Origin of the sequence: Pseudomonas sp. p50(2008) (assembly GCF_015351605.1) — a bacterium.
Taxonomy (GTDB): Bacteria; Pseudomonadota; Gammaproteobacteria; order Pseudomonadales; family Pseudomonadaceae; genus Aquipseudomonas.
This window is the reverse complement of the sequence record NZ_JACMYF010000002.1, coordinates 36,903-61,990: the sequence shown is the minus strand read 5'-3', so window position 1 is coordinate 61,990 and position 25,088 is coordinate 36,903. Positions and strand designations below refer to the sequence as shown.

Annotated in this window: 26 protein-coding genes; 11 read left to right on the top strand and 15 right to left on the bottom strand. The window is 59.1% G+C overall.

Features of this window, described 5'->3' with window-relative positions; translation table 11 throughout:
- Nucleotides 1-37: 37 nt before the first annotated feature.
- The 6 genes from H7698_RS05380 to H7698_RS05355 all read right to left on the bottom strand — a co-directional run bounded on the left by H7698_RS05380 (nucleotide 38) and on the right by H7698_RS05355 (nucleotide 5,642).
- Entirely contained in the window at nucleotides 38-817 is a 780-nt protein-coding gene (locus H7698_RS05380; protein WP_194690813.1) for an N-acetylmuramoyl-L-alanine amidase, read from the bottom strand.
- Between the two features lie 104 nt (nucleotides 818-921).
- Complete coding sequence (locus H7698_RS05375; protein WP_194690812.1) at nucleotides 922-2,961, bottom strand: GGDEF domain-containing protein; 2,040 nt, start codon at nucleotides 2,959-2,961, stop codon at nucleotides 922-924.
- Between the two features lie 12 nt (nucleotides 2,962-2,973).
- Nucleotides 2,974-3,837 carry an endonuclease/exonuclease/phosphatase family protein gene (locus H7698_RS05370; RefSeq protein ID WP_162438883.1) on the bottom strand — a complete coding sequence of 288 codons (864 nt, stop codon included), beginning with the start codon at nucleotides 3,835-3,837 and terminating at the stop codon, nucleotides 2,974-2,976.
- Between the two features lie 14 nt (nucleotides 3,838-3,851).
- The gene (locus tag H7698_RS05365) at nucleotides 3,852-4,493 is read right to left on the bottom strand and encodes a thiol:disulfide interchange protein DsbA/DsbL (RefSeq protein ID WP_162438884.1); all 642 of its coding nucleotides are present in this window, start codon (nucleotides 4,491-4,493) and stop codon (nucleotides 3,852-3,854) included.
- 200 nt (nucleotides 4,494-4,693) lie between these two features.
- Nucleotides 4,694-5,305: a c-type cytochrome gene (locus tag H7698_RS05360; protein ID WP_162438885.1), complete on the bottom strand. Its 612-nt coding sequence runs from the start codon at nucleotides 5,303-5,305 to the stop codon at nucleotides 4,694-4,696.
- A 46-nt stretch (nucleotides 5,306-5,351) separates the two neighbouring features.
- Nucleotides 5,352-5,642, bottom strand: a complete 291-nt coding sequence (locus H7698_RS05355) for a c-type cytochrome (protein ID WP_150702330.1) — start codon at nucleotides 5,640-5,642, stop codon at nucleotides 5,352-5,354.
- Between the two features lie 191 nt (nucleotides 5,643-5,833).
- Here H7698_RS05355 and yihA point away from each other — a divergent pair, with 191 nt between their 5' ends.
- Nucleotides 5,834-6,475 carry a ribosome biogenesis GTP-binding protein YihA/YsxC gene (gene yihA, locus H7698_RS05350; RefSeq protein ID WP_162438886.1) on the top strand — a complete coding sequence of 214 codons (642 nt, stop codon included), beginning with the start codon at nucleotides 5,834-5,836 and terminating at the stop codon, nucleotides 6,473-6,475.
- A 300-nt stretch (nucleotides 6,476-6,775) separates the two neighbouring features.
- Here the strand turns inward: yihA and polA are convergent, their stop codons facing one another.
- Nucleotides 6,776-9,547, bottom strand: coding sequence for a DNA polymerase I (gene polA / locus H7698_RS05345; RefSeq protein WP_194690811.1), 2,772 nt, complete (start codon nucleotides 9,545-9,547; stop codon nucleotides 6,776-6,778).
- Nucleotides 9,548-9,621: 74 nt separating this feature from the next.
- On the opposite strand from polA, the gene H7698_RS05340 reads away from it, so the two are divergent.
- Nucleotides 9,622-9,912: a DUF2782 domain-containing protein gene (locus H7698_RS05340; RefSeq protein ID WP_162438888.1), complete on the top strand. Its 291-nt coding sequence runs from the start codon at nucleotides 9,622-9,624 to the stop codon at nucleotides 9,910-9,912.
- 58 nt (nucleotides 9,913-9,970) lie between these two features.
- Nucleotides 9,971-10,921: a homoserine kinase gene (locus tag H7698_RS05335; protein WP_162438889.1), complete on the top strand. Its 951-nt coding sequence runs from the start codon at nucleotides 9,971-9,973 to the stop codon at nucleotides 10,919-10,921.
- A gap of 132 nt (nucleotides 10,922-11,053) precedes the next feature.
- Here H7698_RS05335 and H7698_RS05330 read toward each other — a convergent pair whose 3' ends face one another.
- Nucleotides 11,054-11,974, bottom strand: coding sequence for a zinc ABC transporter substrate-binding protein (locus tag H7698_RS05330; protein ID WP_194690810.1), 921 nt, complete (start codon nucleotides 11,972-11,974; stop codon nucleotides 11,054-11,056).
- 66 nt (nucleotides 11,975-12,040) lie between these two features.
- Between H7698_RS05330 and zur the strand changes: the two genes are divergently transcribed.
- From zur to H7698_RS05310, 4 genes are read left to right on the top strand one after another with little or no spacing between them, the layout of a single operon-like run.
- Nucleotides 12,041-12,523, top strand: a complete 483-nt coding sequence (gene zur / locus H7698_RS05325) for a zinc uptake transcriptional repressor Zur (protein WP_162438891.1) — start codon at nucleotides 12,041-12,043, stop codon at nucleotides 12,521-12,523.
- Nucleotides 12,523-13,308, top strand: coding sequence for a zinc ABC transporter ATP-binding protein ZnuC (znuC, locus tag H7698_RS05320; RefSeq protein WP_162438892.1), 786 nt, complete (start codon nucleotides 12,523-12,525; stop codon nucleotides 13,306-13,308). Before zur ends, znuC begins: the two co-directional genes overlap by 1 nt.
- A complete protein-coding gene (gene znuB, locus H7698_RS05315) occupies nucleotides 13,301-14,089 on the top strand; it encodes a zinc ABC transporter permease subunit ZnuB (RefSeq protein ID WP_162438893.1) in 789 nt (262 codons plus the stop codon). The genes znuC and znuB overlap by 8 nt, the downstream gene beginning before the upstream one ends.
- Nucleotides 14,090-14,126: 37 nt before the next feature.
- Nucleotides 14,127-14,843: a PA5502 family lipoprotein gene (locus H7698_RS05310; RefSeq protein WP_162438894.1), complete on the top strand. Its 717-nt coding sequence runs from the start codon at nucleotides 14,127-14,129 to the stop codon at nucleotides 14,841-14,843.
- Nucleotides 14,844-14,917: 74 nt separating this feature from the next.
- Here H7698_RS05310 and katE read toward each other — a convergent pair whose 3' ends face one another.
- On the bottom strand, nucleotides 14,918-17,056 hold the full coding sequence (gene katE, locus H7698_RS05305; RefSeq protein ID WP_194690809.1) for a catalase HPII: 2,139 nt from the start codon (nucleotides 17,054-17,056) through the stop codon (nucleotides 14,918-14,920).
- Nucleotides 17,057-17,318: 262 nt separating this feature from the next.
- Between katE and H7698_RS05300 the strand changes: the two genes are divergently transcribed.
- From H7698_RS05300 to H7698_RS05290, 3 genes are all read left to right on the top strand, one after another.
- Nucleotides 17,319-18,326: a methionine ABC transporter ATP-binding protein gene (locus H7698_RS05300; protein WP_194690808.1), complete on the top strand. Its 1,008-nt coding sequence runs from the start codon at nucleotides 17,319-17,321 to the stop codon at nucleotides 18,324-18,326.
- Nucleotides 18,326-19,000, top strand: coding sequence for a methionine ABC transporter permease (locus H7698_RS05295; protein WP_194690807.1), 675 nt, complete (start codon nucleotides 18,326-18,328; stop codon nucleotides 18,998-19,000). The genes H7698_RS05300 and H7698_RS05295 overlap by 1 nt, the downstream gene beginning before the upstream one ends.
- 63 nt (nucleotides 19,001-19,063) lie before the next feature.
- The gene (locus H7698_RS05290; protein ID WP_162438898.1) at nucleotides 19,064-19,834 is read left to right on the top strand and encodes a MetQ/NlpA family ABC transporter substrate-binding protein; all 771 of its coding nucleotides are present in this window, start codon (nucleotides 19,064-19,066) and stop codon (nucleotides 19,832-19,834) included.
- Nucleotides 19,835-20,010: 176 nt separating this feature from the next.
- On the opposite strand, the gene H7698_RS05285 is transcribed toward H7698_RS05290, so the two are convergent.
- From H7698_RS05285 to H7698_RS05265, 5 genes are read right to left on the bottom strand one after another with little or no spacing between them, the layout of a single operon-like run.
- Entirely contained in the window at nucleotides 20,011-20,646 is a 636-nt protein-coding gene (locus H7698_RS05285) for an SCO family protein (protein WP_194690806.1), read from the bottom strand.
- Nucleotides 20,643-21,542 carry a heme o synthase gene (gene cyoE / locus H7698_RS05280; RefSeq protein ID WP_162438900.1) on the bottom strand — a complete coding sequence of 300 codons (900 nt, stop codon included), beginning with the start codon at nucleotides 21,540-21,542 and terminating at the stop codon, nucleotides 20,643-20,645. The genes H7698_RS05285 and cyoE overlap by 4 nt, the downstream gene beginning before the upstream one ends.
- A complete protein-coding gene (locus H7698_RS05275) occupies nucleotides 21,530-22,609 on the bottom strand; it encodes a COX15/CtaA family protein (RefSeq protein ID WP_162438901.1) in 1,080 nt (359 codons plus the stop codon). The genes cyoE and H7698_RS05275 overlap by 13 nt, the downstream gene beginning before the upstream one ends.
- A gap of 10 nt (nucleotides 22,610-22,619) precedes the next feature.
- Nucleotides 22,620-23,213 carry a hypothetical protein gene (locus tag H7698_RS05270; RefSeq protein ID WP_162438902.1) on the bottom strand — a complete coding sequence of 198 codons (594 nt, stop codon included), beginning with the start codon at nucleotides 23,211-23,213 and terminating at the stop codon, nucleotides 22,620-22,622.
- Nucleotides 23,179-23,919 carry an SURF1 family protein gene (locus tag H7698_RS05265; protein ID WP_194690805.1) on the bottom strand — a complete coding sequence of 247 codons (741 nt, stop codon included), beginning with the start codon at nucleotides 23,917-23,919 and terminating at the stop codon, nucleotides 23,179-23,181. The genes H7698_RS05270 and H7698_RS05265 overlap by 35 nt, the downstream gene beginning before the upstream one ends.
- A gap of 70 nt (nucleotides 23,920-23,989) precedes the next feature.
- Between H7698_RS05265 and H7698_RS05260 the strand changes: the two genes are divergently transcribed.
- Nucleotides 23,990-24,193, top strand: a complete 204-nt coding sequence (locus H7698_RS05260; protein ID WP_008064738.1) for a twin transmembrane helix small protein — start codon at nucleotides 23,990-23,992, stop codon at nucleotides 24,191-24,193.
- Between the two features lie 4 nt (nucleotides 24,194-24,197).
- Here the strand turns inward: H7698_RS05260 and H7698_RS05255 are convergent, their stop codons facing one another.
- Nucleotides 24,198-25,085 carry a cytochrome c oxidase subunit 3 gene (locus H7698_RS05255; RefSeq protein WP_194690804.1) on the bottom strand — a complete coding sequence of 296 codons (888 nt, stop codon included), beginning with the start codon at nucleotides 25,083-25,085 and terminating at the stop codon, nucleotides 24,198-24,200.
- Nucleotides 25,086-25,088 lie beyond the last annotated feature (3 nt).

Below are 25,088 nucleotides of genomic sequence, written 5' to 3'. Positions count from 1 at the left end.
TGATTGAGAAAAAGCGTTGACCGTCGGGCGGGCGTCATTATTTTGTCTGATTCAAAACCTGTAGCAGCGCTGCGGTTTGGGCATCCGGCGTTCCGTCGAAGCGCGTGGGCCGGAAGTGCATCTGGAAAGCGGCGATCACATGGCGAGTCGCCACATCCAGCTCACCGGTTTGCGGGGTGCTGTAACCCAGGCGCGCCAATTGACTCTGGAACCAGCCGATTGCCGGTAATTGGGTTTCGAATCGTGGCTGAAGGCGCGACACGGCCTGCTCGTTCGGCCACACGCCCAGACCTTCTGCTGCCAGACGTTTCCAAGGGAACAGCGGGCCCGGATCGAGTTTGCGCAGCGGTGCAATATCGCTATGGCCGATGATGCTGTGGGGATTGATGGCGTAACGCTTGCTGATGTCCTTGAGCAGGGCGATCAGGGACTGGATCTGATCTTCGCTGTAGGGGTACCAGAGGCGTCCGGTTGGCGTGTCTTTGAAACCCGGATTGACGATTTCGATGCCAATGGAGCTTGAGTTTAGCCAGGTTCTGCCTTGCCACTCACTTTCCCCGGCATGCCAGGCGCGGAGGTTTTCATCCATCAGTTTGTATATGGTGGCGCCCTTGTCGTCACCGATCAGATAGTGGCTGCTGACTTCGCCATGGGTCAGCAACTGGAGCGAGCGCTCGAGCGATGCAGAGGTGTAATGCACCACCACGAACTGTATGCGACTGTCGTGATTGGCGGAGGCGTGGCTGGTGTCATATCGCGGGCCGCTGGCGCAACCGGCCAATAGGACCAGCGAAACGAGTAAGGCTAAATATTTCATGGTGAAAGGCATTACACACAAAGACGATAATGCAACAGTGTAACGTACTGCCTTGATCTCGGAGGGCTACGCTGCGTATTTAAACAAAATGGAACATTTTGTCTTCAGCCCGGCTCGACGCGGTTCCTGCCGGCATGTTTCGCGCGATATAACGCCTGATCGGCTCTTTTGAGCACCAAATCGCTGTGTTCGCCTGCTTTGAAAGCGGTCAAACCCACTGAGACAGTGATGGTCACCGGCTCGCCCTTGAAGTGGAAAGGGCAGGCTTCAACCGCAGCGCGTAAGGTTTCGAGCAGTTTCACACCTGTCGTAAGCGCTGTGGCGGGTATCAGCAAGACGAACTCTTCACCGCCAAACCGGGCGATGAAATCAGATCCACGCAGGCGCTTGCGCAGTACGTTCGCAATGATCTTCAGAACCTTGTCGCCGGCCAGGTGGCCGTAGTTATCGTTGATGCGCTTGAAGTGGTCGAGATCCAGCATGGCCAGCAACAGCGTGTTGCCATGTTGTTGCCACTGGCTGATTTCGTGATCCAGCCGTTCGTTCCAGGCGGCGCGGTTGGGCAATCCGGTCAGCGGGTCGATCAAGGCTTTCTGACGCTGCTCCTCCAGGTGTTCGCGAAAACCCAGGGCTTCCTGTTCCATGTGGGCCACTCGATCCGCGAGGCCCTGCAGGCGGGTTGCCACTTCCTGCTCACGCTGGTCGCGCTGTTTCTGGTGATGATCGAGCGTGCCGAGCAGACCTTCGAGATGGTTTTCCAGTACATGCTTGAGATCGTCCAGATCCGCGGCCTCTTGCACACTGCTTTGCAAGCCATCGACCTGCTCACGGATCTGAGTGTCCATTTCGCGTGCGGCGGATCGGCTGTCAGCATGGCCATCGCTGGCGGCTTGCAGGTTGTTCTGAAACGCTTCTAGGCGCTCGTTGAGCTGCTGCAGGTACGTTTCGAACTCGTGCTGCCCACTGCCGGTGATGGCCAGCATCAAGGTGGCCAGGTCGTCGAGGATCGGGATCAACTCGTACCAATTCAAACCGTTTTGCAGGCGATGACGCATCGCTTCAGCTTGCGGGCGATGGCGTTCAGGGAGTGTCAAATCGTCGAGCAGGCCGAGTAGGGTGTCTTCAATATGCTTGGCGACAGAGCTGTACGTAGGCTCGGGTGAGACAGGCAGCGCGTAGTGCGCGTCATGTTCCGGTGGCTGCGGATTGATGGCGACCGATTCCGGCACCGTGTCGGCGGGTATCGGCTGGCTATCGATGACGTCCAGAGAATCAGGTTCGCTGGAAATGATTGAGGCGTGGGTGTCAGCGTCAGCTTTGGTGGTCGGCACCGGCGGCTCTTTGGTCTTCTCGACGTCCGGTAGCTCCGTTGGCGGTGGTGTAATTTTGGGTTGCGGTTGCGGCTGCGGCTGCGGTGCAGCCTGAACAGGCACGGCAGCTTGAGGCTCGTTCACCACGGGATCAAGTGCGGCGACCGGCGCGATGACGGGGATCGGTTTTACGGGTTCATCAACGGTGAGTACAGTCTGCGCAGTCTCTACAGCCGATGCGCGAACGGCTTCCACTGGTTGCGCAGAGGGCAGCTGCACCGAAGCAGAGAGGGGGGCGACCTCATCTGTCTCACGGGTACCGAACAATCGCTGAAGCAAACCCGGCCGGCCAGGTTCTTCCGGGCTTTCAAGTTGGCTTAGGGCCTTGCCTTGCAAACCGCTCAATTCGCTCAGCAGCAACGGCATCTCACGTGCATGCCCGACACGTGCATCAAGTTGCTTGGCGAATTGTTTGAGGGGCCTGGCCACTTCTCGTGGAAGCGGCAGGGTTTGCAACTGAGCAACCAGCGCCGTCAGTGCGGCGCTCGTTTGGTTGACCCGGGTTTCACGGCGTTGTTCAGAGTCGAGAACGGCTTTTTCCAGGCGCGGGAGGAGGGCGGCGAGTCCGGCATCCATGTCATCGGTGCGCACGACGTCGCGCATTTCCTTCATGCATTCGTCAACTGCGCGATCAGTACCCTCTGCCGCCAGCGTGCTGCGTACGAGCCCGCGCCGCAGCAAGTCGAGGCGGGCATCCCAACGGCGTTCAAGTTTTTCCTGTTGTTCGATGCTTTGAAGGTACTTCTCTTTCCAACGCTGTGCTTCGTCGCTCATTCGAGGGTTCCGCTAAGGGGCAGGACTCAGCGCGGGCAATGCATCGGCCGTGAGCGAACCCGGCAGACGAATCTCTACCGCGACCGGCAGGTGATCGGAAATGGGTTGCGCCAGCACCTCGAATTTTTCCAGGGTCAGGCTCGGACTTAGCAGAATATGGTCCAGGCAGCGCTGTGGGCGCCAGCTCGGGAACGTCGCTTCGAGCTGCGGTGCCAGCAGGCCGAGATCGCGCAGCGGGGAGTTTTGCAGCAAATCGCTGGCGTGGGTGTTCATGTCACCCATGAGCACCTGGTGTTTATAGCCGCCGATCAACTCGCGGATATAGGACAGTTGCAGGCTGCGTACCCGAGCACCCAGCGCCAGGTGCATCATGACCACCACCAGTGCCTCGGGGCCTTCGCCGAAGCGCACCAGAATTGCCCCGCGACCCTTTGGCCCCGGCAGCGGATGGTCCTCAATAGCCCACGGGCGCAGGCGACTGAGCACGCCATTGCTGTGCTGGCCGAGGCGACCGAGATTGCGGTTGAGTTGTTGATACCAGTATGGGAAGGCACCGAGCTGTGCCAGGTGTTCAACCTGATTGACGTAGCCCGATCGAAGGCTGCCGCCATCGGCTTCCTGCAAGGCGACCAGATCGAAGTCACCCAGCAGATTGCCGATTTTTTGCAAATTTCCGGCACGACCGTTGTTGGGCAGCAGGTGCTGCCAACCCCGGGTCAGGTAGTGCCGGTACCGTTCGGTACTGATGCCGACCTGAATATTGAAACTGAGCAGGCGCAGACGGCTGTCTGCGGGCAAGCCCGTCGATACCAGGTGGTGTTCGTTGACCTGCGGATCATGCAGGCCAACAACGCGTTCAGTTCCCCAGCGGCGCATGGCAGGCTCCGCGCTTAGTTGGCAGCAGCCTTGTTAGCCGCTCGCTCTTGTTCGACCAGTTTGTCGGCCAGTTGCAGGGCTTGTTCGGCACCACCAGCAGAACCCACATCGAAGCGGTACTTGCCGTTGACGATCAAGGTTGGCACGCCGGTGATTTCATACTTCTTGGCGAGCTCGGTGGCCTTGACGATCTGACCCTTGATGGCGAAGGAGTCGAAAGTTGCCAGGAACTTGTCCTTGTCGACACCTTGGGTGGCCAGGAAATCAGCCATTTCATTTTTGTCGACCAGCTTCTTGTGTTGTTTCTGAATGGCTTCGAACACCGCGGCGTGAACCTTATGCTCAACGCCCATGGCTTCGAGGGTCAGGAACAGCTGACCGTGCGCATTCCAAGGGCCGCCGAACATCGCCGGAATCCGCACAAAATTCACGTCGGAAGGCAGCTTCTCGACCCAAGGATTGATCACCGGCTCAAATGCGTAGCAGTGCGGGCAGCCGTACCAGAACAATTCAACGACTTCGATCTTGCCAGGTACCGCGACCGGGACTGGTTTGGTCAGTTCAACATAAGGGGCGGCAGGTGCTTCGGCGGCTTGTGCAGTCATGCCGAACAGGCTGGCAGCGACGAGAGCGGCGCTGATGATCAGATTACGCATGCTTTACTCCTGGACAATTTTGGTCGCCTCGCGCGACCTGTTTTCAGACAGGTCATGGCGGGCTTGAGTTCTGTAGTGTAACGGCAGCGGCCACAAAAAAGGGCGGCCTAAGCCACCCTTTTTATGCTTGCATCGACGGATTAATCGAGCGTTAACATTGCAAGAGATGAACATCTCTCGCAACGCTCGATCAACAGGCCTTAGTGCAGACCCTGGATATAGCTGGAGACTGCCGCGATGTCTTCGTCGCTCAGTCGTTTAGCAATGGTCTGCATGGTTTTGGTGTCGCCGTCGTTGGTGCGTCCGCCTTCTTCCTTGCGGAAGTCGGTCAGTTGCTTGGCCACGTATTGAGCATGCTGGCCGCCCAGGTGCGGGAAGCCGGCGGCTGCGTTACCTGCGCCATTAGGCGAGTGGCAGCCGGTGCAGGCTGGCAGGCCCTTGGCCAGGTCACCACCACGGAACAACGCTTCACCGCGAGCCACGACTTTCGGGTCGGCGGCGCCAACGCTGCCTTTCTGGGTGGCGAAGTAGGCGGCGATATCGGCCAGGTCCTGATCGCTCAGGTTGGTCAGCAGGCCGGTCATTTCAAGTACCTGGCGTTTGCCGGACTTGATGTCGTGCAGCTGCTTGTTCAGATAACGCTCGCCCTGACCTGCCAGTTTCGGAAAGTTAGGCGCCATGCTGTTGCCATCCGGGCCATGACAGGCGCCACATACTGCGGCTTTCGCCTGACCAGCAGTTGCATCACCTGCAGCATGGGCAATGCCGGAGATCCCCACGGTCAACAGCAGACTCACGATCAATTTGTTCATCAGCTAATCCAACTACGGCTAAGGGTTAAAGAGTTATGGACCGGAATCACTCGCTCATCCAGTGGATGATGGCCTGGTAATCCTCGGCACTGCAGTCCATGCACAAACCACGCGGCGGCATCGCCTTGAAACCCTGGGTCACGTGTTGCACCAGCGTCTCCATACCTTTCGCCAACCTCGGCGTCCAAGCTTCCTGATCGCCCTTTCTGGGCGCCATGGGTAGTTGGCCGGAATGACAGGCACCACAAACACGGTTGTACACAGCTTCCGGATCCTGTGTAGCCTGAGCGCTGTAAAGCGGTATCAAGACACCGGCAGCTAGCAGCCATTTCGTCATAAAACGACCTTTTCAGGGTTGAGAGCGTGCTGCGTTCTAATGCGCAATCATGGTCTATCGCTCTCGTGAACTTCATCCTACGCTGGGACAAAGCGCACACAAAATCTGCGGCATTATATACTGGCGTCACTGAAACGGAAACGACACTGCTCGCCGCGTCCATTCCCGGCGCCGCCCACATCGGAAATCCCATGCAACTCAAGAATCCCATCCTCGGTCTGTGCCAACAGTCCACCTTCATGCTCAGCGCCGCCAAAGTCGACCAATGTCCCGACGACGAAGGCTTCGAAGTCGCTTTTGCCGGGCGTTCCAACGCCGGTAAATCCAGCGCCCTGAACACCCTGACGCACGCCAGCCTGGCACGAACCTCGAAAACCCCGGGTCGTACGCAGCTCTTGAACTTCTTCAAGCTAGACGATGATCGCCGTCTGGTCGACCTGCCAGGCTACGGTTACGCGAAAGTACCTATTCCGTTGAAGCTTCACTGGCAGCGTCACCTGGAAGCCTACCTGGGTGGTCGCGAGAGTTTGAAGGGTTTGATTTTGATGATGGACATCCGTCATCCAATGACCGATTTCGACCTGCTGATGCTGGATTGGGCCGTCGCCAGCGGCATGCCGATGCATATTCTGCTGACCAAGGCGGACAAACTGACTTACGGCGCGGCGAAAAACGTCCTGCTTAAAGTCCAGTCGGACATTCGTAAAGGCTGGGGCGATGCAATCAGCATCCAGCTGTTTTCCGCCCCAAAACGCTTGGGTCTGGAAGACGCCTACACTGTATTGGCGGGCTGGATGGAGCTGGCAGACAAGGGTGCCGAACTCGCTGAGTAAGGGCCTTTGGACAAATCGCGGGCAAAAAAAACCCCGGACTTCTTATGGGGAGGGGGAAGTTCCGGGGTTCAAGCTCCGGACCGCTAGGGCGGGGTCCAGATATCTGCCAACACTTAACACAACATAGGAGCATCGAAGGGCTTCACCAGCCATTCAGTAACTCTGAGTGACGATTCACAGGATTAGTTCAGAATATTTTCAAATGGCTTTGGAATAACGCCGAGCATTTTGCGAACTAATGGCCCTTCGCCGTTTTCTGCCGCGGCACTATGCCGCAGCAGAAAAAGCCTATCAGACGGCTCAGTGAGCCTCATCCCAATTATTGCCTACCCCTACTTCGACCAGCAGCGGCACGTCCAGTTTCGCGGCATCACTCATGTGCGTGCGAATGTCCTCACGAACCTGATCCACCAGATCTTCACGCACCTCGAGCACCAATTCATCGTGTACCTGCAGGATGACTTTGGCGTCCAGGCCAGACGTCGTCAGCCAGTTATCCACCGCTACCATGGCTTTCTTGATGATGTCAGCGGCAGTGCCTTGCATCGGAGCGTTGATGGCCGTGCGTTCAGCGCCTTTGCGCAGGGCCGGGTTCTTCGCGTTGATTTCCGGCAGGTACAGGCGCCGGCCGAAGATCGTTTCAACAAAACCCTGCTCGGCTGCCTGGGCACGGGTGCGCTCCATGTACTCCAGTACGCCCGGATAACGGGCGAAATAACGGTCGATGTAAGCCTGGGACTGCTTGCGATCCACACCGATCTGCTTGGCCAGGCCAAACGCGCTCATACCGTAGATCAAACCGAAGTTGATCGCCTTGGCGCTGCGACGCTGGTCCGTGGTGACGTCCGCCAGTTCCACGCCGAAGACTTCAGCAGCGGTGGCTTTGTGCACGTCCAGATCATTGCGGAAGGCGTGCAGCAACCCCTCGTCCTTGGCCAGGTGGGCCATGATGCGCAATTCGATTTGCGAGTAGTCAGCTGCCAGCAGCTTGTAGCCTTTTGGCGCGACGAACGCCTGGCGAATCCGCCGGCCTTCAGCGGTACGAATCGGGATGTTTTGCAGGTTTGGATCGCTGGAGGACAAGCGCCCTGTTGCCGCAACGGCTTGATGATAAGAGGTATGAATCCGGCCGGTGCGCGGGTTGATCTGCTCTGGGAGGCGATCGGTGTAAGTGCTTTTCAGCTTGCTCATCGAGCGATACTGCATCAGCACTTTAGGCAGCGGATAATCCTGCTCGGCCAGTTCAGCCAGCACGGCTTCGGCAGTCGAAGCCTGGCCCTTGGCGGTTTTACTCAGAATCGGCAGACCCAGTTTTTCGTACAGGATCACACCCAACTGCTTCGGCGAGCCCAGGTTGAACTCTTCCCCTGCGATGGCAAACGCCTCGCGTTCGAGGGCGACCATTTTCTCGCCCAACTCCACGCTTTGAATGCCCAGCAGATTGGCATCGACCAGCGCGCCTTGACGTTCAATGCGCGCGAGAACCGGTACCAGCGGCATTTCGATTTCGCTCAGAACCTTGCTCAGGCTCGGAATGGCATTGAGCTTTTCCTGCAGCGTTTGATGCAAGCGCAAGGTCACGTCAGCGTCTTCGGCGGCGTAAGGCCCGGCCAGTTCGAGGGAGATCTGATCAAACGTCAGCTGTTTGGCACCCTTGCCGGCGATGTCCTGGAAGCTGGTGGTCGTGTGATTCAGGTACTTGAGCGCCAGGCTGTCCATATCGTGACGGGTGGCGGTGGAGTCCAGCACATAGGACTCCAGCATGGTGTCGAACGCGATGCCTTGCACCGTGATCCCGCAGCTTTGGTCGCCGCCAATCGCGCAGTTCGCCAGGATGTTCATATCGAACTTGGCGTGCTGACCGACTTTGAGTTTGCTCGGATCTTCCAGGATCGGCTTCAGTGCGCGCAGCACGGTGTCGCGATCCAGCTGGTCCGGCACGCCCATGTAGGAGTGGGTCAGCGGTATGTAGGCGGCTTCGTTGGCTTGTACGGCAAACGACAGGCCTACCAGTTGCGCCTGCTGCGCATCGATGCCTGTGGTTTCCGTGTCGAAGGCAATCAGTTTGGCGTCGTTGAGTTTCTTCAACCACAGGTCGAAATCGGCCTGGGTGAGGATGGTGGTGTACTTGAGTTCGGCATCGACGGCAGGTTCTTCGGCGACCGGCGCCACGACTTCCTGGCCGGAGCGCTTGGCATCGCGCTGATTTTCGTCGAACCAGCTTTTAAACTCGAGCAACGTGTAAAGCTCGGCGAGTTTGTCGTGATCCGGTTTGCCCATCTGCAAGTCGTCGAGTTCAACGTCCAGCGGCACGTCGATCTTGATCGTTGCCAGTTGATAGGAGAGGAACGCCATCTCCCTGTGCTCTTCCAGCTTGGCCGGCAGTGTCTTGGCGCCGCGAATCGGCAAGGTTGGAACGATGTCGAGGTTCGCGTACAGCTCGGTCAGGCCGCCATTCACGCCGACCAGCAGCCCGGAGGCGGTCTTCGGGCCAATGCCTGGAACGCCCGGAATGTTGTCGGACGAGTCGCCCATCAACGCCAGATAATCAATGATTTGTTCGGGAGCGACGCCGAATTTCTCCTTCACGCCCTCAACGTCCATCGCGCTACCGGTCATGGTATTGACCAAGGTAATGTGGCCGTCGACCAGTTGCGCCATGTCCTTGTCGCCGGTGGAGATGATCACCGGACGGTCGGCCGCCGCGCTGCTGCGAGCCAATGTGCCGATCACGTCATCGGCCTCAACGCCTTCGACGCACAGGAGCGGGAACCCCAGGGCGATGACGCTCTGGTGCAGTGGCTCGATTTGAACGCGCATGTCATCGGGCATGCTTGGGCGATTAGCCTTGTATTCGGCGTACATGTCATCGCGGAAAGTTCCACCCTTGGCGTCGAACACCACGGCGAACGGACTGTCCGGGTACTGCTTGCGCAGACTCTTGAGCATGTTCAACACGCCTTTGACGGCACCGGTCGGCAGTCCTTTGGACGTGGTGAGCGGTGGCAGGGCGTGGAAGGCGCGGTACAGGTAAGAAGAACCGTCCACCAGGACGAGGGGGGCTTGGCTCATGAGCAGGATCAACCTTTTCGGCGGGTCCGGCGCTAGAATAGCGGGACCGTTGACGACAAAGGGACAAGGTTATCATGCGTACACTAAATCGCCTGTTGCTGGCTGGCTTGTTTGCAATCACTCCGTTGGCCGTCATGGCGGCGGACGATGCACCCTCGCCGGAGCCGGAAGTCACCATCCGCACGGAAGGCGATAAAACCATCCAGGAGTACCGCCAAAACGGTTTCCTGTATGCGATCAAGGTTACGCCAAAGGGCGCGCCGCCTTACTTTCTGGTGCGCGCAGACGGGACCGATGCAAACTTCATCCGCTCGGATCAGCCAGATATGCTGATTCCGTCGTGGAAGATCTTCGAGTGGAAATAGTTTCTTAATTTCAATCGGCGCTGGCTCATTCTGCGGCGCCCGTACTGGCAGTTTAAACATGTCTGTGTTCACCCCCCTGGCTCGGCCTGAGCTGGAAACCTTTCTCGCCCCATACGGGCTCGGCCGCCTGCTTGATTTCCAGGGGATTGCCGCCGGTAGCGAAAACACCAATTTCTTTATCAGCCTGGAACAGGGCGAATTTGTCCTGACCCTGGTTGAGCGCGGTCCGGTGCAGGAAATGCCGTTCTTCATCGAGTTGCTCGACGTGCTGCATGATGCCGACCTGCCGGTGCCATACGCGCTGCGAACCACCGATGGCGTTGCCTTGCGCGAACTGGCGGGCAAACCTGCATTGTTGCAGCCGCGCCTGGCGGGCAAGCACATCAAGGAAGCCAACGCGCAACATTGCGCTCAGGTTGGCGACTTGCTCGGCCATTTGCACCTGGCCACTCAGGCCAACATGATCAAGCGCAAGACTGATCGTGGTCTGGACTGGATGCTGGAAGAGGGCACTCAGCTGCTTTCTCATCTCGACGCCGGGCAAAGCGATTTGCTGAAGCAGGCGCTGGACGAAATCGGCGAGCAGAAATCGAAAATTCTGGCGCTGCCGCGGGCCAACATCCATGCGGATCTGTTCCGTGATAACGCGATGTTCGAAGGCACGCACCTGACGGGGTTGATCGACTTCTACAACGCCTGTTCCGGCCCGATGCTCTACGACGTGGCGATTGCCTTGAACGATTGGTGTTCGGACGACGAAGGTCTGATCGACGGGCCACGGGCGCGGGCGCTGCTGGGGGCTTACGCGGCGTTGCGACCGTTCACGGCGGCAGAGGCCGAGTTGTGGCCGACGATGCTGCGGGTGGCGTGCGTGCGGTTCTGGTTGTCGAGGTTGATCGCGGCGGAGTCATTTGCCGGGCAGGACGTGTTGATTCACGATCCGATGGAGTTTCAGCGCCGGTTGGCGCAGCGGCAGAAGGTCAGCACACCGTTGCCGTTTGCCCTTTAAACGCTGGTCAGATGGATCACTGCAATCCCTGTGGGAGTGAGCCTGCTCGCGATGGCGGCGGGACAGTCAGTATTGATGCTGAATGTTATTGCGCTATCGCGAGCAGGCTCGCTCCCACAGGGTGTGTGTCGGTTACAACGACTCCAGGCACCCCGCCAGGTCATTCCCCAACTTCTCCAGTACCTGTTCATACCCTTGAGCAGTCGCCGGCGTGTAGCCGCCCAGGGCGTCGAGTTCCGCCAGCTTCACCGGAAGGCCGGCCACCAGGGTTTCTGCCAGGCGCGGACGCAGCGGTGGTTCGCTGAATACGCACGTCTTCCCAACTTCCTGCAAGCGCGTGCGCATGGCCGCGACGTGCTGGGCACCTGGCTGGACTTCAGCCGCGACGCTGAACACGCCGGTGTGCTTGAGGCCGTAGGTGTCTTCGAAGTAGTCGAATGCTTCGTGGAACACGAAGTACGGTTTGCCCGCAATGCCGGCAAGGCGCGACTTCAAGCGCAGGTCCAGTGCATCCAGACGTTCATCGAACGCCTTGAGGTTGCTCTGATAACGCGCAGCGTTAGCGGGATCGGCAGCACTCAGGTCAGCGGTCATTTTCCTGGCGATCACACGAGCATTCACTGGCGATAACCATAAATGCGCATCCAGGGTGCCTGGGCGGTGATCGTGGTCGTGCTCGTCCGGCTCTTCGGTGTGCGACTGACTGTCTTCGGCAAAATGGCGAAGTTTCAGGTCAGGCAAATCCTGCACGGCGACGCTCGGCAGCGTCCGACCTTTCAGGACCCGGGGCAGGAAACCTTCCATGTCCGGACCGATCCAGTAAATCAGATCCACCGACTGCACCTTCCGTACGTCGGATGGACGCAATGCATAGTTATGCGGCGAAGCACCGGGCGGCAGCAGCACTTCCGGAAGCGCCACACCATCCTGAACAGCCGCTGCGATCAGCTGCAGTGGCTTGATGCTGGTCAGCACCTTGACCTCGGCATGGGCGAAACCTGCCAGTGAAAAACTGGCGAGAACTGCGACACAAATAGAAAAAAGTCGGGACACAATGACCACTCGAAGAGGCGAGAACGGGTAACATAATAACGTCTCTCACAAAAATCGTCGCCGCTCATGCCTAAAACACCGATTGCCAGCCGTCCCCACGACCACTCTCATTGCGTGCATAACGCTCTGTCTGAGGCCGATGCCCTCTGTGCGCGTCAAGGCCTGCGCCTGACTGCCCTGCGGCGGCGCGTGCTCGAATTGGTGTGGCAGAGCCACAAACCGCTGGGCGCGTACGACATTCTTGCGGTGTTGAGCGAGCAGGACGGTCGCCGCGCTGCACCGCCGACGGTGTATCGCGCGCTGGATTTCCTGCTGGAGAACGGTTTCGTACACCGCATCTCCTCCCTCAACGCCTTCGTTGGCTGCAATCACCCGGAACATGCGCATCAGGGTCAATTCCTGATTTGCCGCGAGTGCCACGCCGCCATCGAGCTTGAACAAAAAACCATCAGCGACGCCATCATTGGCAGCGCCAAGGATGTCGGGTTTGTGGTCGAAGGCCAGACCGTTGAAGTGGTCGGCCTGTGTTCGGGCTGCCAGGGGGCTTGATGAGCAACGCGTTGATCCGACTTGAGCAGGTCGCCGTCACCTTCGCCGGGCAAAACGTGCTCGATAACATCGAGTTGAGCGTCGAGCCTGGTCAGATTGTCACCCTGATCGGCCCCAACGGTGCGGGCAAGACCACGTTGGTCCGCGCGGTGTTGGGCCTGTTGAAACCGGACAGCGGCAGTGTCTGGCGCAAGCCGAAATTGCGGGTTGGATACATGCCGCAAAAACTTCATGTCGATCCCACGCTCCCACTCTCCGTGCTGCGTTTTTTGCGCCTGGTGCCAGGCGTTGACCGCGCCCGCGCGTTGGCGGCGCTCAAGGAAGTGGGTGCCGAGCAAGTTATCGACAGCCCCGTGCAAAGCGTGTCCGGGGGCGAAATGCAGCGCGTGCTGCTGGCGCGTGCGCTGTTGCGCGAGCCGGAGCTGCTGGTGCTCGATGAGCCGGTGCAAGGCGTGGACGTAGCGGGGCAGGCCGAGCTCTATAGCCTGATCACGCGGCTGCGCGACCGACATGGCTGTGGGGTATTGATGGTTTCCCACGACCTGCACCTGGTGATGAGCACAACCGATCAGGTCGTCTGCCTGAACCGCCATGTCTGCTGCTCCGGGCATCCCGAGCAGGTCAGCGGCGATCCGGCGTTCGTCGAGCTGTTTGGCAAGAACGCACAAAGTCTGGCGATCTATCACCACCATCACGACCATGCTCATGATCTGCATGGCTCAGTGGTCAGCGCGGCCCCTTCGGCCCACACCCATGTTCACGGAGATAGCTGCAAGCATGGCTGATTTTCTGCTCTACGCCCTGCTTGCAGGTTTGGCCCTGGCACTGGTTGCGGGCCCGCTGGGTTCATTTGTGGTCTGGCGCCGCATGGCCTACTTCGGCGACACCCTTTCCCATGCCGCGCTGCTCGGTGTGGCGTTGGGTTTTCTGCTGGATGTCAGCCCGACCGTCGCGGTGACCGTAGGCTGCCTGCTGCTGGCAGTGTTGCTGGTGACGCTGCAACAGCGTCAGCCACTGGCATCCGACACGCTGTTGGGGATTCTCGCGCCAAGCACCCTCTCGCTTGGCCTTGTCGTACTAAGCTTCATGCATGAAGTGCGGATCGACCTGATGGCCTATCTGTTCGGTGATTTGCTCGCCATCAGCCCGACCGATCTGGCCTGGATACTGGGCGGCAGCGCAGCGGTTCTGGCCTTGCTCGTGACGTTGTGGCGACCCTTGCTGGCAATCACGGTGCATGAGGAACTGGCCAGGGTTGAGGGATTGCCGGTAGCGTCGTTGCGGCTGACCTTGATGTTGTTGATCGCTGTGGTGATTGCCGTTGCGATGAAAATCGTCGGTGTATTACTGATCACTTCGTTGTTGATCATCCCGGCTGCTGCGGCGCAGCGTCACGCGCGATCGCCTGAGCAGATGGCACTGGGCGCGAGCCTGCTGGGCATGCTCGCAGTGTGTGGCGGATTGGCATTGTCCTGGTTCAAGGACACGCCGGCGGGGCCATCGATTGTGGTAACGGCGGCCGCCCTGTTTCTGCTGAGTTTTGTCCTGCCCCGTCGAGGGGTGTAGACTTGCTCGTTTTTTGCGCAAATAGAGAGTCGCAGGAATGAAGCTGTTCACCTCCCGTTATCTGCTCCTTGCCGCATTTTCCTTGCTGCTGGGCGCCTGCCAAAGCACGCCCCCGGCGGCCACACAGGCCACTGACGCGCGGGCTACGGCCATCGCACAGCTGGAGCAAAGCCTCGCCAGCAGCGAGCTGGCCACTGCCGAAGATCAATTGGCAGCCTTGCAGGCGCAATCGCCAGACGATCAAACCCTTGAGCAATATCAGCGGCAACTGGCCGAAGCGTATCTGCGCCGCAGCCAGATCGTGCTGCAGAAAGGCGATGTAAACGCCGCCGCTACAGCCCTCAGCCGCGCCCGATTGCTCATGCCCAAGGCGCCGGCACTGACCGGTGGGGTCAACAACGCTATCGTCAATGCGCGCAAGGCCGAGCTGGATAAAGCTGAAGCGGCCCTTATGGCTGCAGAAGCCAAACCTCGGGCCAAGGTCATCGATCCGACCGCCGAGAGCACAACGATCGCGTTGAATCTCACGGATATGACGAAACTTCGTCGTCAATTGGACGCTATCGCCGCCGATGTGGTGAATTATGAGTGTGATGTGAGCATTCAGGCGCCGCGCACCCAGGACTATCCATGGCTGGCGACATTGCTGACCAAGCGAGTGAAGAAACTGGATGCGGAGTTTGATCTGAACCTGCAGAAGCAGATCTTGCGAAACATTCCGGCGCAGATGGTGTTGAGTCCGCGCAAGCCCTGAAAGCATCGCGGGCAAGCCTTGCTCCTACAGGATCAAGGCTTGCCCGCGAAGGCATTTCAACGATCGATTAAACCTTAAGCCGGAACGGCTTTGGCCTTTGGCTCCCGATCCCAGACCCGATGTTGCCCAATCGCCGCAATGAACGGTTTGAACAACTTCGCATCCGCCCCTACGATCAGTCCCGCATCAGCCTCCAGTTTCAGCACATCCAGCAACTGCTTGGCCTCGCCGTGCAGTGCGATCGCCTTCAAGTGCTTGTAAGCCTCCAGAAGGTAATGCAGTGCAACGCCATCCGTGCTCAAGGCCTTGATCGACGCCGCGCCGCCCGGCACAAAGACCGCATCGAATGCCACTGACGGCAAACCTTCCATCGACGCGTCCACCGGCAGCGACTTGCCATCGGCGGTGGTCACTGGCGCCGACGTCGGCCCCAGCAGCTTGGCGTGGGCACCTTCTGCCATCAGGGCTTTCTTCAGCGCGTCGATTGCGGTGCCATCTACGCCGTTCGCCGCCAGAATCGCCACTTTGCGGGTTTTGATATTTCCTGGCAGCAGGTTGGCCTGACTCAAGGCGGGCGAGCGATCCAGCGATGTTTTTGGAACCTCAACCGTACCGGCTTTCGGTGCAGGCAGACCAAGGTTCTCAGCCACGCGCTTGGCCAGCTCAAGATCAATGTTTGCCAGAATTTCGTTCACCTGACGTGCACGAATGAACTCGCGCTCAACTTTGCCCAGCTCGAAGCTGTACGCGGCAATGATGTGCTCCTGCTCGTGCTTGCTCATGCTGTGGAAGAACAAGCGGGCTTGGGAGAAGTGATCGCCGAACGACTCACTACGTTGGCGAATCTTGTTCGCGTCGATACGTTCCGGATAAGTCTCGAAACCACCATCCTGTGCCGCAGGTGGCGTTTCTTTTGGCCAGCCGCCGTCGATGGAATTTGGCTCGTAAGATGCGCGGCCCTTGTCGATCGTGGTGCGGTGCATCGCATCGCGTTGGCCGTTATGGAATGGCGCCACCGGACGATTGATAGGAATCTCGTGAAAATTCGGTCCACCCAGTCGGCTGATTTGCGTATCGGTGTAGGAAAACAGACGACCTTGCAGCAATGGGTCATTGGAGAAATCGATGCCCGGCACGATATGGCCAGGGCAAAACGCGACCTGCTCGGTTTCCGCGAAAAAGTTGTCCGGGTTGCGGTTCAGCACCATCTTGCCCAGCGGCGTGATCGGTACGATTTCTTCGGGAATGATTTTGGTCGGGTCGAGAATGTCGAAGTCGAAGGAATGTTCGTTTTCCTCCTCAACGATCTGTACACCGAGCTCCCATTCCGGGTAGTCGCCCATCTCGATCGACTCCCAGAGATCGCGACGGTGGAAGTCGGTATCTTTGCCTGCGAGCTTCTGCGCCTCATCCCACACCAACGAACAGGTGCCCGCAGTTGGGCGCCAGTGGAATTTGACGAAGCGTGATTTACCCTCGGCGTTAACCAACCGGAAGGTGTGCACACCGAAGCCCTGCATGCTGCGCAGACTCTTCGGAATCGCGCGATCGGACATGGTCCAGATCACCATGTGGGCCGATTCCGGAACCAGGGATACAAAATCCCAGAAGGTGTCGTGGGCCGAGCCGCCGGTTGGGATTTCATTGTGCGGTTCCGGTTTGACCGCATGTACGAAGTCAGGAAACTTGATCGCGTCCTGAATGAAGAAGACAGGCATGTTGTTGCCCACCAGGTCGAAGTTGCCTTCGTCGGTGAAGAACTTCACGGCGAAACCTCGTACATCCCGCACGGTATCGCCTGACCCGCGAGGGCCTTGCACCGTAGAAAAGCGCGTGAAGACCGGTGTTTTCTTGCCCGGATCCTGTAGGAAGCCGGCTTTGGTCAGCGCCGCATGGTTTTCATACGTCTGGAAGTAACCGTGAGCGCCGGTACCGCGGGCATGCACGATGCGCTCCGGGATACGCTCATGGTCAAAGTGCGTGATTTTTTCACGCATGATGAAATCTTCAAGCAGTGAAGGCCCGCGGGCGCCAACCTTCAACGTGTTCTGGTTGTCCGAAACCTTTACGCCCTGGTTGGTGCGCAGGGCCTGGCCCGTAGCGTCCGAGCGAAATTTTTCCAGGCTCTCGAGCTTGGTGCTGGTATTGCCTCGGTCCAGGGTGTCGGTCCCGGCCAGGTCGCTTTTGGGTGTGACAGGCTTCTTGGTACTCATCAGTCGTAAACTCCTCGTTGCGATTTCGTCCTAGCCGGACTTGTGAGCAATCTTCCAGGCACGGCACCTGGGGTTATCGAGTTGCTTAATTAGTGACTGATGAAGGGTTTGAGCCGTTCCTTTTTTCTGACCTTTGATCGCGTTATTGCCAAATGACAGGTTGAATGCGAAATAAATGCTAAGAACCTCTATACGGACAGGCTAAAATGCGCGCCCAGCTAACCGCTGATCCATTTCTAACGCGCCCCACAAGGTTCGCTACGTGATCGAGTTTCAAAACGTCCATAAAACCTACCGCGTCGCCGGTAAGGATATTCCCGCCCTGCACCCGACCAATCTGACGATTGAAAACGGTCAGGTATACGGACTGATCGGCCATTCCGGCGCGGGGAAAAGTACCCTGCTGCGTCTGATCAATCGCCTGGAAAACTCCAGCGGCGGCAAGATCTTTGTCGATGGCGAAGAGGTCACCGCGCTCGACGCCAATAGCCTGCGGCGCTTTCGCCAGCAGGTCGGGATGATCTTCCAGCACTTCAACCTGCTGGCATCCAAGACTGTGGCCGACAACGTCGCGTTGCCGTTGACGCTCGCCGGCGAACTGTCGCGCAGTGAGATTGACCTGCGTGTGGCCGAATTGCTGGCGCGGGTGGGCCTGTCTGACCACGCCAAAAAATACCCGGCGCAATTGTCCGGTGGCCAGAAGCAGCGCGTCGGTATCGCTCGCGCCCTGGCAACCAAGCCAAAAATCCTGCTGTGCGACGAAGCCACCAGCGCCCTGGACCCGCAAACTACGGCGTCGGTCCTGCAATTGCTGGCCGAAATCAATCGCGAGCTGAAACTGACCATCGTACTGATCACCCACGAGATGGACGTCATCCGCCGGGTTTGTGATCAGGTCGGAGTGATGGACGCAGGCGTGATTGTTGAGCAAGGTTCGGTGGCCGATGTGTTCCTGCATCCGAAGCACCCGACCACCAAGCGTTTCGTGCAAGAGAGCGAGCAGATAGACGAAAGCGAGCAGCGCGATGACTTTGCTCACGTGCCAGGCCGTATCGTGCGTCTGACGTTCCAGGGCGAAGCGACCTACGCGCCGTTACTCGGTACGGTCGCTCGCGAAACGGGTGTGGACTACAGCATCCTGGCCGGCCGAATCGACCGCATCAAAGACGTCCCCTACGGGCAACTCACACTGGCAGTCACCGGCGGCGACATGGAGGCGGCTTTTGCCCGCTTCACCGCGGCTGACGTCCACATGGAGGTGCTGCGCTAATGGAAGCCCTGTCAACGTTCTTCTCCAACATCGACTGGTTCGAAATCTGGCTCGCCACCGGCGACACACTGTTGATGCTCGGCGGCTCGCTGTTGTTCACCGTGTTGCTGGGCTTGCCGCTGGGTGTGCTGTTGTTCCTGTGCAGCCCGCGTCAGTTGCTGGAAGCCAAAGGTATCTACGCGATGCTGTCGCTGGTGGTGAATATCCTCCGCTCGCTGCCATTCATCATTCTGCTGATCGTGATGATTCCGTTCACCGTGTTGATCACCGGCACGTCCCTCGGGGTTGCCGGTGCGATTCCGCCACTGGTGGTGGGCGCCACGCCGTTCTTCGCTCGACTGGTGGAAACCGCGCTGCGTGAAGTGGATCGCGGCATCATCGAAGCGACCCAGGCCATGGGTGCTTCGACCCGGCAGATCATCACCAATGCCTTGCTGCCGGAAGCGCGTCCGGGCATCTTCGCGGCGATTACGGTGACAGCTATTACACTGGTGTCCTACACGGCAATGGCCGGTGTGGTGGGCGCTGGCGGCCTGGGTGACCTGGCGATCCGCTTCGGTTACCAGCGTTTCCAGACTGATGTGATGGTTGTGACTGTGGTGCTGCTACTGGTGCTGGTGCAGGTGCTGCAAACCGTTGGCGACAAACTGGTTGTCCATTTTTCCAGAAAATAAACAAATGAGCCGGCCATTCGCTGGCAGGCGCCGAAGACAGGCGTCTCACATGGAGTTAGCTGAATGAAAAAACTACTCGTCGCGTTCGCAGCCGTTGCTGCGTTCTCTGCTCAGGCTGAAACCCTGACTGTCGCGGCCACCCCGGTCCCGCACGCAGAAATCCTCGAATTCGTTAAACCGGCCCTGGCCAAAGAAGGCGTGGACCTGAAGGTTAAAGTCTTCACTGACTACATTCAGCCGAACGTACAGGTCGCCGAAAAGCGCCTGGACGCCAACTTCTTCCAGCACCAGCCGTATCTGGATGAGTTCAACAAGGCCAAGGGGACCGACCTGGTCGCCGTTGCCCGTGTGCACCTGGAACCGTTGGGCGCGTACTCCAGCAAGTACAAGACCCTGGCCGAACTGCCAGGCGGCGCCAACGTGGTCATCCCGAACGATGCCACCAACGGCGGTCGCGCCCTGTTGCTGCTGCAGAAAGCCGGCCTGATCAAGTTGAAGGAATCGAACAACATCCTGTCGACCGTCAAGGACATCACCGAAAACGCCAAGGACCTTAAATTCCGCGAACTGGAAGCCGCGACCATCCCGCGCGTGCTGACCCAGGTCGACCTGGCGCTGATCAACACCAACTACGCGCTGGAAGCCAAGCTCGATCCGTCCAAGGACGCGCTGGTCATCGAAGGCAACGACTCGCCTTACGTGAACATTCTGGTCGCTCGTCCAGAGGACAAGGACAGCGAAGCGATGAAGAAGCTGATTGCTGCCCTGCACACTCCGGAAGTGAAAGCCTTCATTCTTGAGAAGTACAAAGGCGCGGTACTGCCAGCGTTCTGATCTGAAGCTGTAACGAAAAAAGGGGCGCATTGAATGCGCCCCTTTTTTGTTGCCTGAAACTCTGACCCTGTGGGAGCGGGCTTGCCCGCGATGACGGCCTGACATTCAGCATCTGCTTTGGCGCTGACGGCCCTATCGCGGGCAAGCCCGCTCCCACAGGGTTATACGGTGTTTAGTTAATTGCGTTTAAGCATCACCGGCAACTGCGACACCAGCTTCACATTGTTCAACGGCGCTCGAATAAACCCGCGCTGTGTCCCGTCAGGCCCGATGACCGCCAGGTTGCCACTGTGATCAACCGTGTAATTCGGCTTGCTGGTGTCCGCTGGAATAAAAGGGATGCTGACCGCGTTGGTGAATTTTTGCAGGTCGTCGATCGAGCTCGGCGTCAGGCCGATGAACTGCGGATCGAAGTAGCCCAGGTACTGCTTGAGTTGCTTCGGCGTATCGCGATTCGGGTCGACGCTGACCAGGATGATCTGCAACTTATCCACAGCCTCGGGCGGCAGTTCGCTTTTGATCTGGCGCAGTTGGGCGAGGGTGGTCGGGCAGATGTCCGGGCAGAAGGTGTAGCCGAAGAACAGCAGCGACCATTTGCCCTTCAACTCGTCGACCGCTACCGGTTTGCCGTCCTGATCGGTCATTGTCACGTCCGGCAGGTTACGGCTTTGCGGCAGCAGAATGATCCCGGCGTCGATCAAAGCCGTCGGGTCGCCCTGGCCTTTGCCGGACAGCACTTTGTTGATGGTCAGGCCCAGGACCAGCGCGATCAGGGCGACGAGGATGAAGACGGTTTTCTGGGTTCGAGTCATAGGTTCAACAGTAAGTAGTGGTCTACGAGCAGCGCGATAAACAGCAGGAACAAGTAGTAGATAGAGTACTTGAAGGTGTTGATCGCGGCGTGCGGCCGAGTGCCACGGTACAGCACCACGGCCCATTGCAGAAACCTCGCGCCCAGGCCGAGCGCACAAATCAGGTAGAGCAGGCCACTCATGTGGATCACGTACGGCATCAGGCTGACGGCCAGCAGGGCGAAGGTGTAAAGCAGGATGTGGACCTTGGTGTAATGCTCGCCGTGGGTGACGGGCAGCATGGGGATGTCTGCCTTGGCGTATTCCTCTTTGCGGTGAATGGCCAAGGCCCAGAAGTGTGGCGGGGTCCAGGCGAAGATGATCAGCACCAGCAACAGCGGTTCAGCGCTGACATGGCCAGTAGCGGCGGTCCAGCCGAGCAGTGGCGGGGCAGCGCCGGCCAGGCCACCGATCACGATGTTCTGCGGCGTCGCGCGTTTCAGGAATCCGGTGTAGACCACGGCGTAACCGAGCAACGAGGCGAGGGTCAGCCAGGCGGTCAACGGATTGGTAAAGGCCAGCAGCAACGCCTGGCCGAGCATCGCCAATACCAGGGCAAACGTCAGTGCAGCAGCCGGTGAAACCCGACCTTCAGCCAGCGGCCGTTTGTGCGTCCGCGCCATTACCGCATCGATACGCCGATCCACCACATGGTTGACCGCCGCGGCGCCACCGGCACACAAGGCAATCCCCAGATTACCGAAGATCAGCACCGTCCACGGCACGCCGGCGCGGGTCGCGAGAAACATGCCGACCAGTGAGGTGATGAGCATCAGCACCACCACTTTCGGCTTGGTCAGCTCCAGATAGTCACGCCAGATCGCCTGGCTGTGACGTTCGCCGATCAGAGTCGCCATGGCATCTCTCCTTTTATTGTTATGGGCCCGGCTGAATGCTTACGCGGACTGAAACGCCAGCGCGCGGGAGTTTGCTGCTTGACCCGAACCAGACTGGTTCGCGCGTGATAATTGACCAGCACCATCGTCAGTAAAAGTGCCGCTCCCCCCGCGTTGTGAGCGACGGCGACAGGCAGCGGCAAGTGGAAAATCACGTTGCTGATGCCCAGGGTGATTTGTGCGCCGAGCGCGATTAGCACCAGCCCTGCCAGCCGGGTCATGCCGACAACTTTGAGTTGCCAGGCCAGCCCGAGCAAGACGAGGGTCACCAACAGCGCGCCGATGCGATGGGTCAGGTGAATGGCGGTACGGGCATCACTGTCCAGTTGCCCGCCCAGGTAGTTCGGGCCGATGTGTTGGGTCAGATGAAAACCGTTGGCGAAGTCTGCCGGTGGCAGCCATTGCCCATGGCACGTCGGGAAGTCGATACACGCCACGGCCGCGTAGTTGGAGCTGACCCATCCGCCAAGCGCGATCTGCCCAATGACCAGCAGCAATCCTGCGGTGGCCCAGTACTGCAAACGCCGTGGCACGGTGAGCGCGGGCAACACGCCGGACAGGCGCAAGGTCAGTAGAAACAACAGGCTCAAGGTCGCGAAGCCACCGAGTAAATGCCCCGTTACCACCTGCGGCCAGAGCTTGAGTGTCACCGTCCACATGCCGAATGCGGCTTGCGCAATCACCACCGCCAGCAGGAACAACGGTAACTTCACGGGTTGCCCCGGATGACGCCGATGGACCCAGGCACGTCCTGCCAGCACCGAAATCAGCAGCCCCAGCGTGCCGGCAAAGTAGCGGTGGATCATCTCGTTCCAGCCCTTATGGGCTTCGACCGGCGTATCAGGGAAATGCAGTTCGGCATGGGCCAGTTGGGCTTCGCTTTTTGGCACGCTGATAAAGCCGTAGCAGCCAGGCCAGTCCGGGCAACCAAGGCCCGCGTGAGTCAGGCGGGTGTAGGCGCCGAGCAACACCACAACCAGTGCCAGCAAGGTGGCAAACAGCGCGAGGCGAAATCCAGGTTTGGCCATGACGATGCCCTTATCCGATGTTCGACAGTTTCAGCAGATGACGCAGGTCGTTAAGCAAGTCCTTGCCCTTGACGGTCGGGTCGTAGCGCAGCACCAGATTGCCGTGGGGGTCGATAATCCACAGCTGCGGCACAGCCTTGTCACCCGTCGTCTTGCTGAAGGTGGTCAGGTCCATGGGATAGCGTTGCAGTTGTGGATACTCGCGGGTCAGCTTGGCGTCGTACTCGCTGCTCAACGGCTGCGCGGCAGCCAATGCGTGACTGGCGCGTGACGCGTCGCGACCAAGGCCGATCTGAATCTGCCGGGCCAGATACACCAGTTGCTGACAGTCCACCGAGCAATCCCTGGGCGCCGTCACCAGCATCTGCCAGCGGTCCTCTTGCGCCTGTATGCCAAGGTCGGCGCGCGTCTGGCCATTGCCGATCAGCTCGCCGTGATAACTGCGACCCTCCGGCACCCAGAACTGCAATTTGTACATGCCGGTGGCGAGGATCATCGGACCGATCACCCCAAGCAGGATCAGCAGCAGCTGCAAGCGACCTTTACGCCGACTTGCCGGCGTTTTCGCCTCAGACATGCTGGGTGGATTCATGGCCGCTCCCATGGTGTTTCTCCTTTGCGTTGTGCCAACCGAGGTAGATAAAAAGGCCGAGCAGGGCGATCGACATGGCGAACCACTGCACGGCATAAGCGATGTGTTTTTCCGGGCCCATGGCAACCACCGGCCAGTCGGCCTGGTAGGTCGCCGGGCCGGATTCCGCACGTAATTCGTAGTCGAAGCCTTCCCGGTCGAGCGCCGTCCAGAGCTTCGTGGGGTCAACGGCAGTCACCAATTGTGGCCAGGTTGTGGTGCTAGGGTCGGCATGCAACTGGAAGGTTGCGCCAGGCGAGACGTAGACCCAGGCGTCAAGGCTCAAGGGCTGAGTCGGTGTAGTGAATTGCGGCGGAGTGCGCCGATCAGGCCATGGCAGCCAACCGCGATTGACCAGTAGCCATAGGCCGGTCGCCTGGTCCTGAAAGGGTTGCAGTAACTCGACGCCGACTTTTCCGTCGCGCTGGCGGTTATCCAGCAGCAGGCTGTGCGCAGCATCGAACTGACCGTGCAGGCGAACGCGGCGGAAAGCCGGGTCTTCAGTGTGTGGCAGTTCGGTGCTGGCCATCGGTTCGGCGGCACGACGCTCGGCGTAGCTGTGCAGCAGAGCGCTTTTTTCCGCGCCCCGGCTCAACTGCCAGAACCCGAGCGACACGAGCAGCGGCAGCAACAGGGCTACCACCAGTGTCGGCACGACACCCGGCCGGAAGCGCTTCATGGCGTCGCCAGAAAGTCGGTAATCGCGATAGCTATACTCAAGTGCATCGCCTTTCCCCCGGAGTCTCACCATGCTCAAAGCAGCCATCGTCCTGATGCTGATTGCCACGGTTGTCAGCCTGTTCAGCGGCCTTTTTTTTCTGGTCAAGGACGACAGCAGCTCGAACCGCCTCGTCATTGCCTTGAGTGTTCGCGTTGCTCTGGCCGCCATTACCGTCGGCTTGATCGCCTGGGGTTTCTTCAGCGGCCAGCTGGTTTCTCACGCGCCCTGGTAGGGCCTTACAACACGTAGACGAAGACGAACAAACCGATCCACACCACGTCCACGAAGTGCCAATACCAGCTCGCCGCTTCGAAGCCGAACTGATGCTCGTTGTCGAAGTGCCCGCGCATGACCCGCATCAGCATCACAAACAGGATGATGGTGCCGATGGTCACGTGGGCGCCGTGGAAACCGGTGAGCATGAAGAACGTCGCGCCATAGATGCCCGAACCCAGTGTCAGCCCCAGCTCACGGTAGGCGTGCACGTACTCTTCGGCCTGAAACCCGAGGAACGCGCAACCCAGCAATACCGTGATCGCCAGCCAGATTTTCAGCGCGCCTCGATGGCCTTTTTTCAAGGCATGGTGAGCGATGGTCAGCGTGACGCTGGAGCTCACCAACAGAACGGTGTTGATCAGTGGCAGGCCCCACGGGCTGATAACTTCCTTGGGGGGCGGGAAGAGTTTCGAATCGGGGTTATTCAGCAGCGGCCAGACGAACTCGAAGTTCGGCCACAGCATATGCGCGATGCCTTTGGGGCCTTCACCGCCGAGTGCCGGTCCCGAGACATGCCGCACGTAAAACAGCGCGCCAAAAAAGGCGATGAAGAACATCACCTCCGAGAAGATGAACCAGCTCATGCCCCAGCGGAACGAACGATCCATTTGCGCACTGTACAAGCCCGCGCGCCCCTCCTTGACCACCGTCCCGAACCAGCCGAACAGCATGTAGGCCAGCAACAGACTCCCGACGAAGAAGATCAGCGGGCCGTGGGAATCGGGCCGCACTGCCTTCAGGTCGTTGAACCAGGTGGCGAGGCCGAACACGGTGACAAACATGCCGAGCGTGCCAATGATTGGCCATTTGCTCTGGGCCGGTACGTAATAGTGCTCATGAGTTGCCATTTA

Bases quoted from the DNA above. Each gene is read 5' to 3' on its own strand.
- H7698_RS05380 (WP_194690813.1), bottom strand. From the start codon at position 817: ATGAAATATTTAGCCTTACTCGTTTCGCTGGTCCTATTGGCCGGTTGC.
- H7698_RS05375 (WP_194690812.1), bottom strand. From the start codon at position 2,961: ATGAGCGACGAAGCACAGCGTTGGAAAGAGAAGTACCTTCAAAGCATC.
- H7698_RS05370 (WP_162438883.1), bottom strand. From the start codon at position 3,837: ATGCGCCGCTGGGGAACTGAACGCGTTGTTGGCCTGCATGATCCGCAG.
- H7698_RS05365 (WP_162438884.1), bottom strand. From the start codon at position 4,493: ATGCGTAATCTGATCATCAGCGCCGCTCTCGTCGCTGCCAGCCTGTTC.
- H7698_RS05360 (WP_162438885.1), bottom strand. From the start codon at position 5,305: ATGAACAAATTGATCGTGAGTCTGCTGTTGACCGTGGGGATCTCCGGC.
- H7698_RS05355 (WP_150702330.1), bottom strand. From the start codon at position 5,642: ATGACGAAATGGCTGCTAGCTGCCGGTGTCTTGATACCGCTTTACAGC.
- yihA (WP_162438886.1), top strand. From the start codon at position 5,834: ATGCAACTCAAGAATCCCATCCTCGGTCTGTGCCAACAGTCCACCTTC.
- polA (WP_194690811.1), bottom strand. From the start codon at position 9,547: ATGAGCCAAGCCCCCCTCGTCCTGGTGGACGGTTCTTCTTACCTGTAC.
- H7698_RS05340 (WP_162438888.1), top strand. From the start codon at position 9,622: ATGCGTACACTAAATCGCCTGTTGCTGGCTGGCTTGTTTGCAATCACT.
- H7698_RS05335 (WP_162438889.1), top strand. From the start codon at position 9,971: ATGTCTGTGTTCACCCCCCTGGCTCGGCCTGAGCTGGAAACCTTTCTC.
- zur (WP_162438891.1), top strand. From the start codon at position 12,041: ATGCCTAAAACACCGATTGCCAGCCGTCCCCACGACCACTCTCATTGC.
- znuC (WP_162438892.1), top strand. From the start codon at position 12,523: ATGAGCAACGCGTTGATCCGACTTGAGCAGGTCGCCGTCACCTTCGCC.
- znuB (WP_162438893.1), top strand. From the start codon at position 13,301: ATGGCTGATTTTCTGCTCTACGCCCTGCTTGCAGGTTTGGCCCTGGCA.
- H7698_RS05310 (WP_162438894.1), top strand. From the start codon at position 14,127: ATGAAGCTGTTCACCTCCCGTTATCTGCTCCTTGCCGCATTTTCCTTG.
- katE (WP_194690809.1), bottom strand. From the start codon at position 17,056: ATGAGTACCAAGAAGCCTGTCACACCCAAAAGCGACCTGGCCGGGACC.
- H7698_RS05295 (WP_194690807.1), top strand. From the start codon at position 18,326: ATGGAAGCCCTGTCAACGTTCTTCTCCAACATCGACTGGTTCGAAATC.
- H7698_RS05290 (WP_162438898.1), top strand. From the start codon at position 19,064: ATGAAAAAACTACTCGTCGCGTTCGCAGCCGTTGCTGCGTTCTCTGCT.
- H7698_RS05285 (WP_194690806.1), bottom strand. From the start codon at position 20,646: ATGACTCGAACCCAGAAAACCGTCTTCATCCTCGTCGCCCTGATCGCG.
- cyoE (WP_162438900.1), bottom strand. From the start codon at position 21,542: ATGGCGACTCTGATCGGCGAACGTCACAGCCAGGCGATCTGGCGTGAC.
- H7698_RS05275 (WP_162438901.1), bottom strand. From the start codon at position 22,609: ATGGCCAAACCTGGATTTCGCCTCGCGCTGTTTGCCACCTTGCTGGCA.
- H7698_RS05270 (WP_162438902.1), bottom strand. From the start codon at position 23,213: ATGGGAGCGGCCATGAATCCACCCAGCATGTCTGAGGCGAAAACGCCG.
- H7698_RS05265 (WP_194690805.1), bottom strand. From the start codon at position 23,919: ATGAAGCGCTTCCGGCCGGGTGTCGTGCCGACACTGGTGGTAGCCCTG.
- H7698_RS05260 (WP_008064738.1), top strand. From the start codon at position 23,990: ATGCTCAAAGCAGCCATCGTCCTGATGCTGATTGCCACGGTTGTCAGC.
- H7698_RS05255 (WP_194690804.1), bottom strand. From the start codon at position 25,085: ATGGCAACTCATGAGCACTATTACGTACCGGCCCAGAGCAAATGGCCA.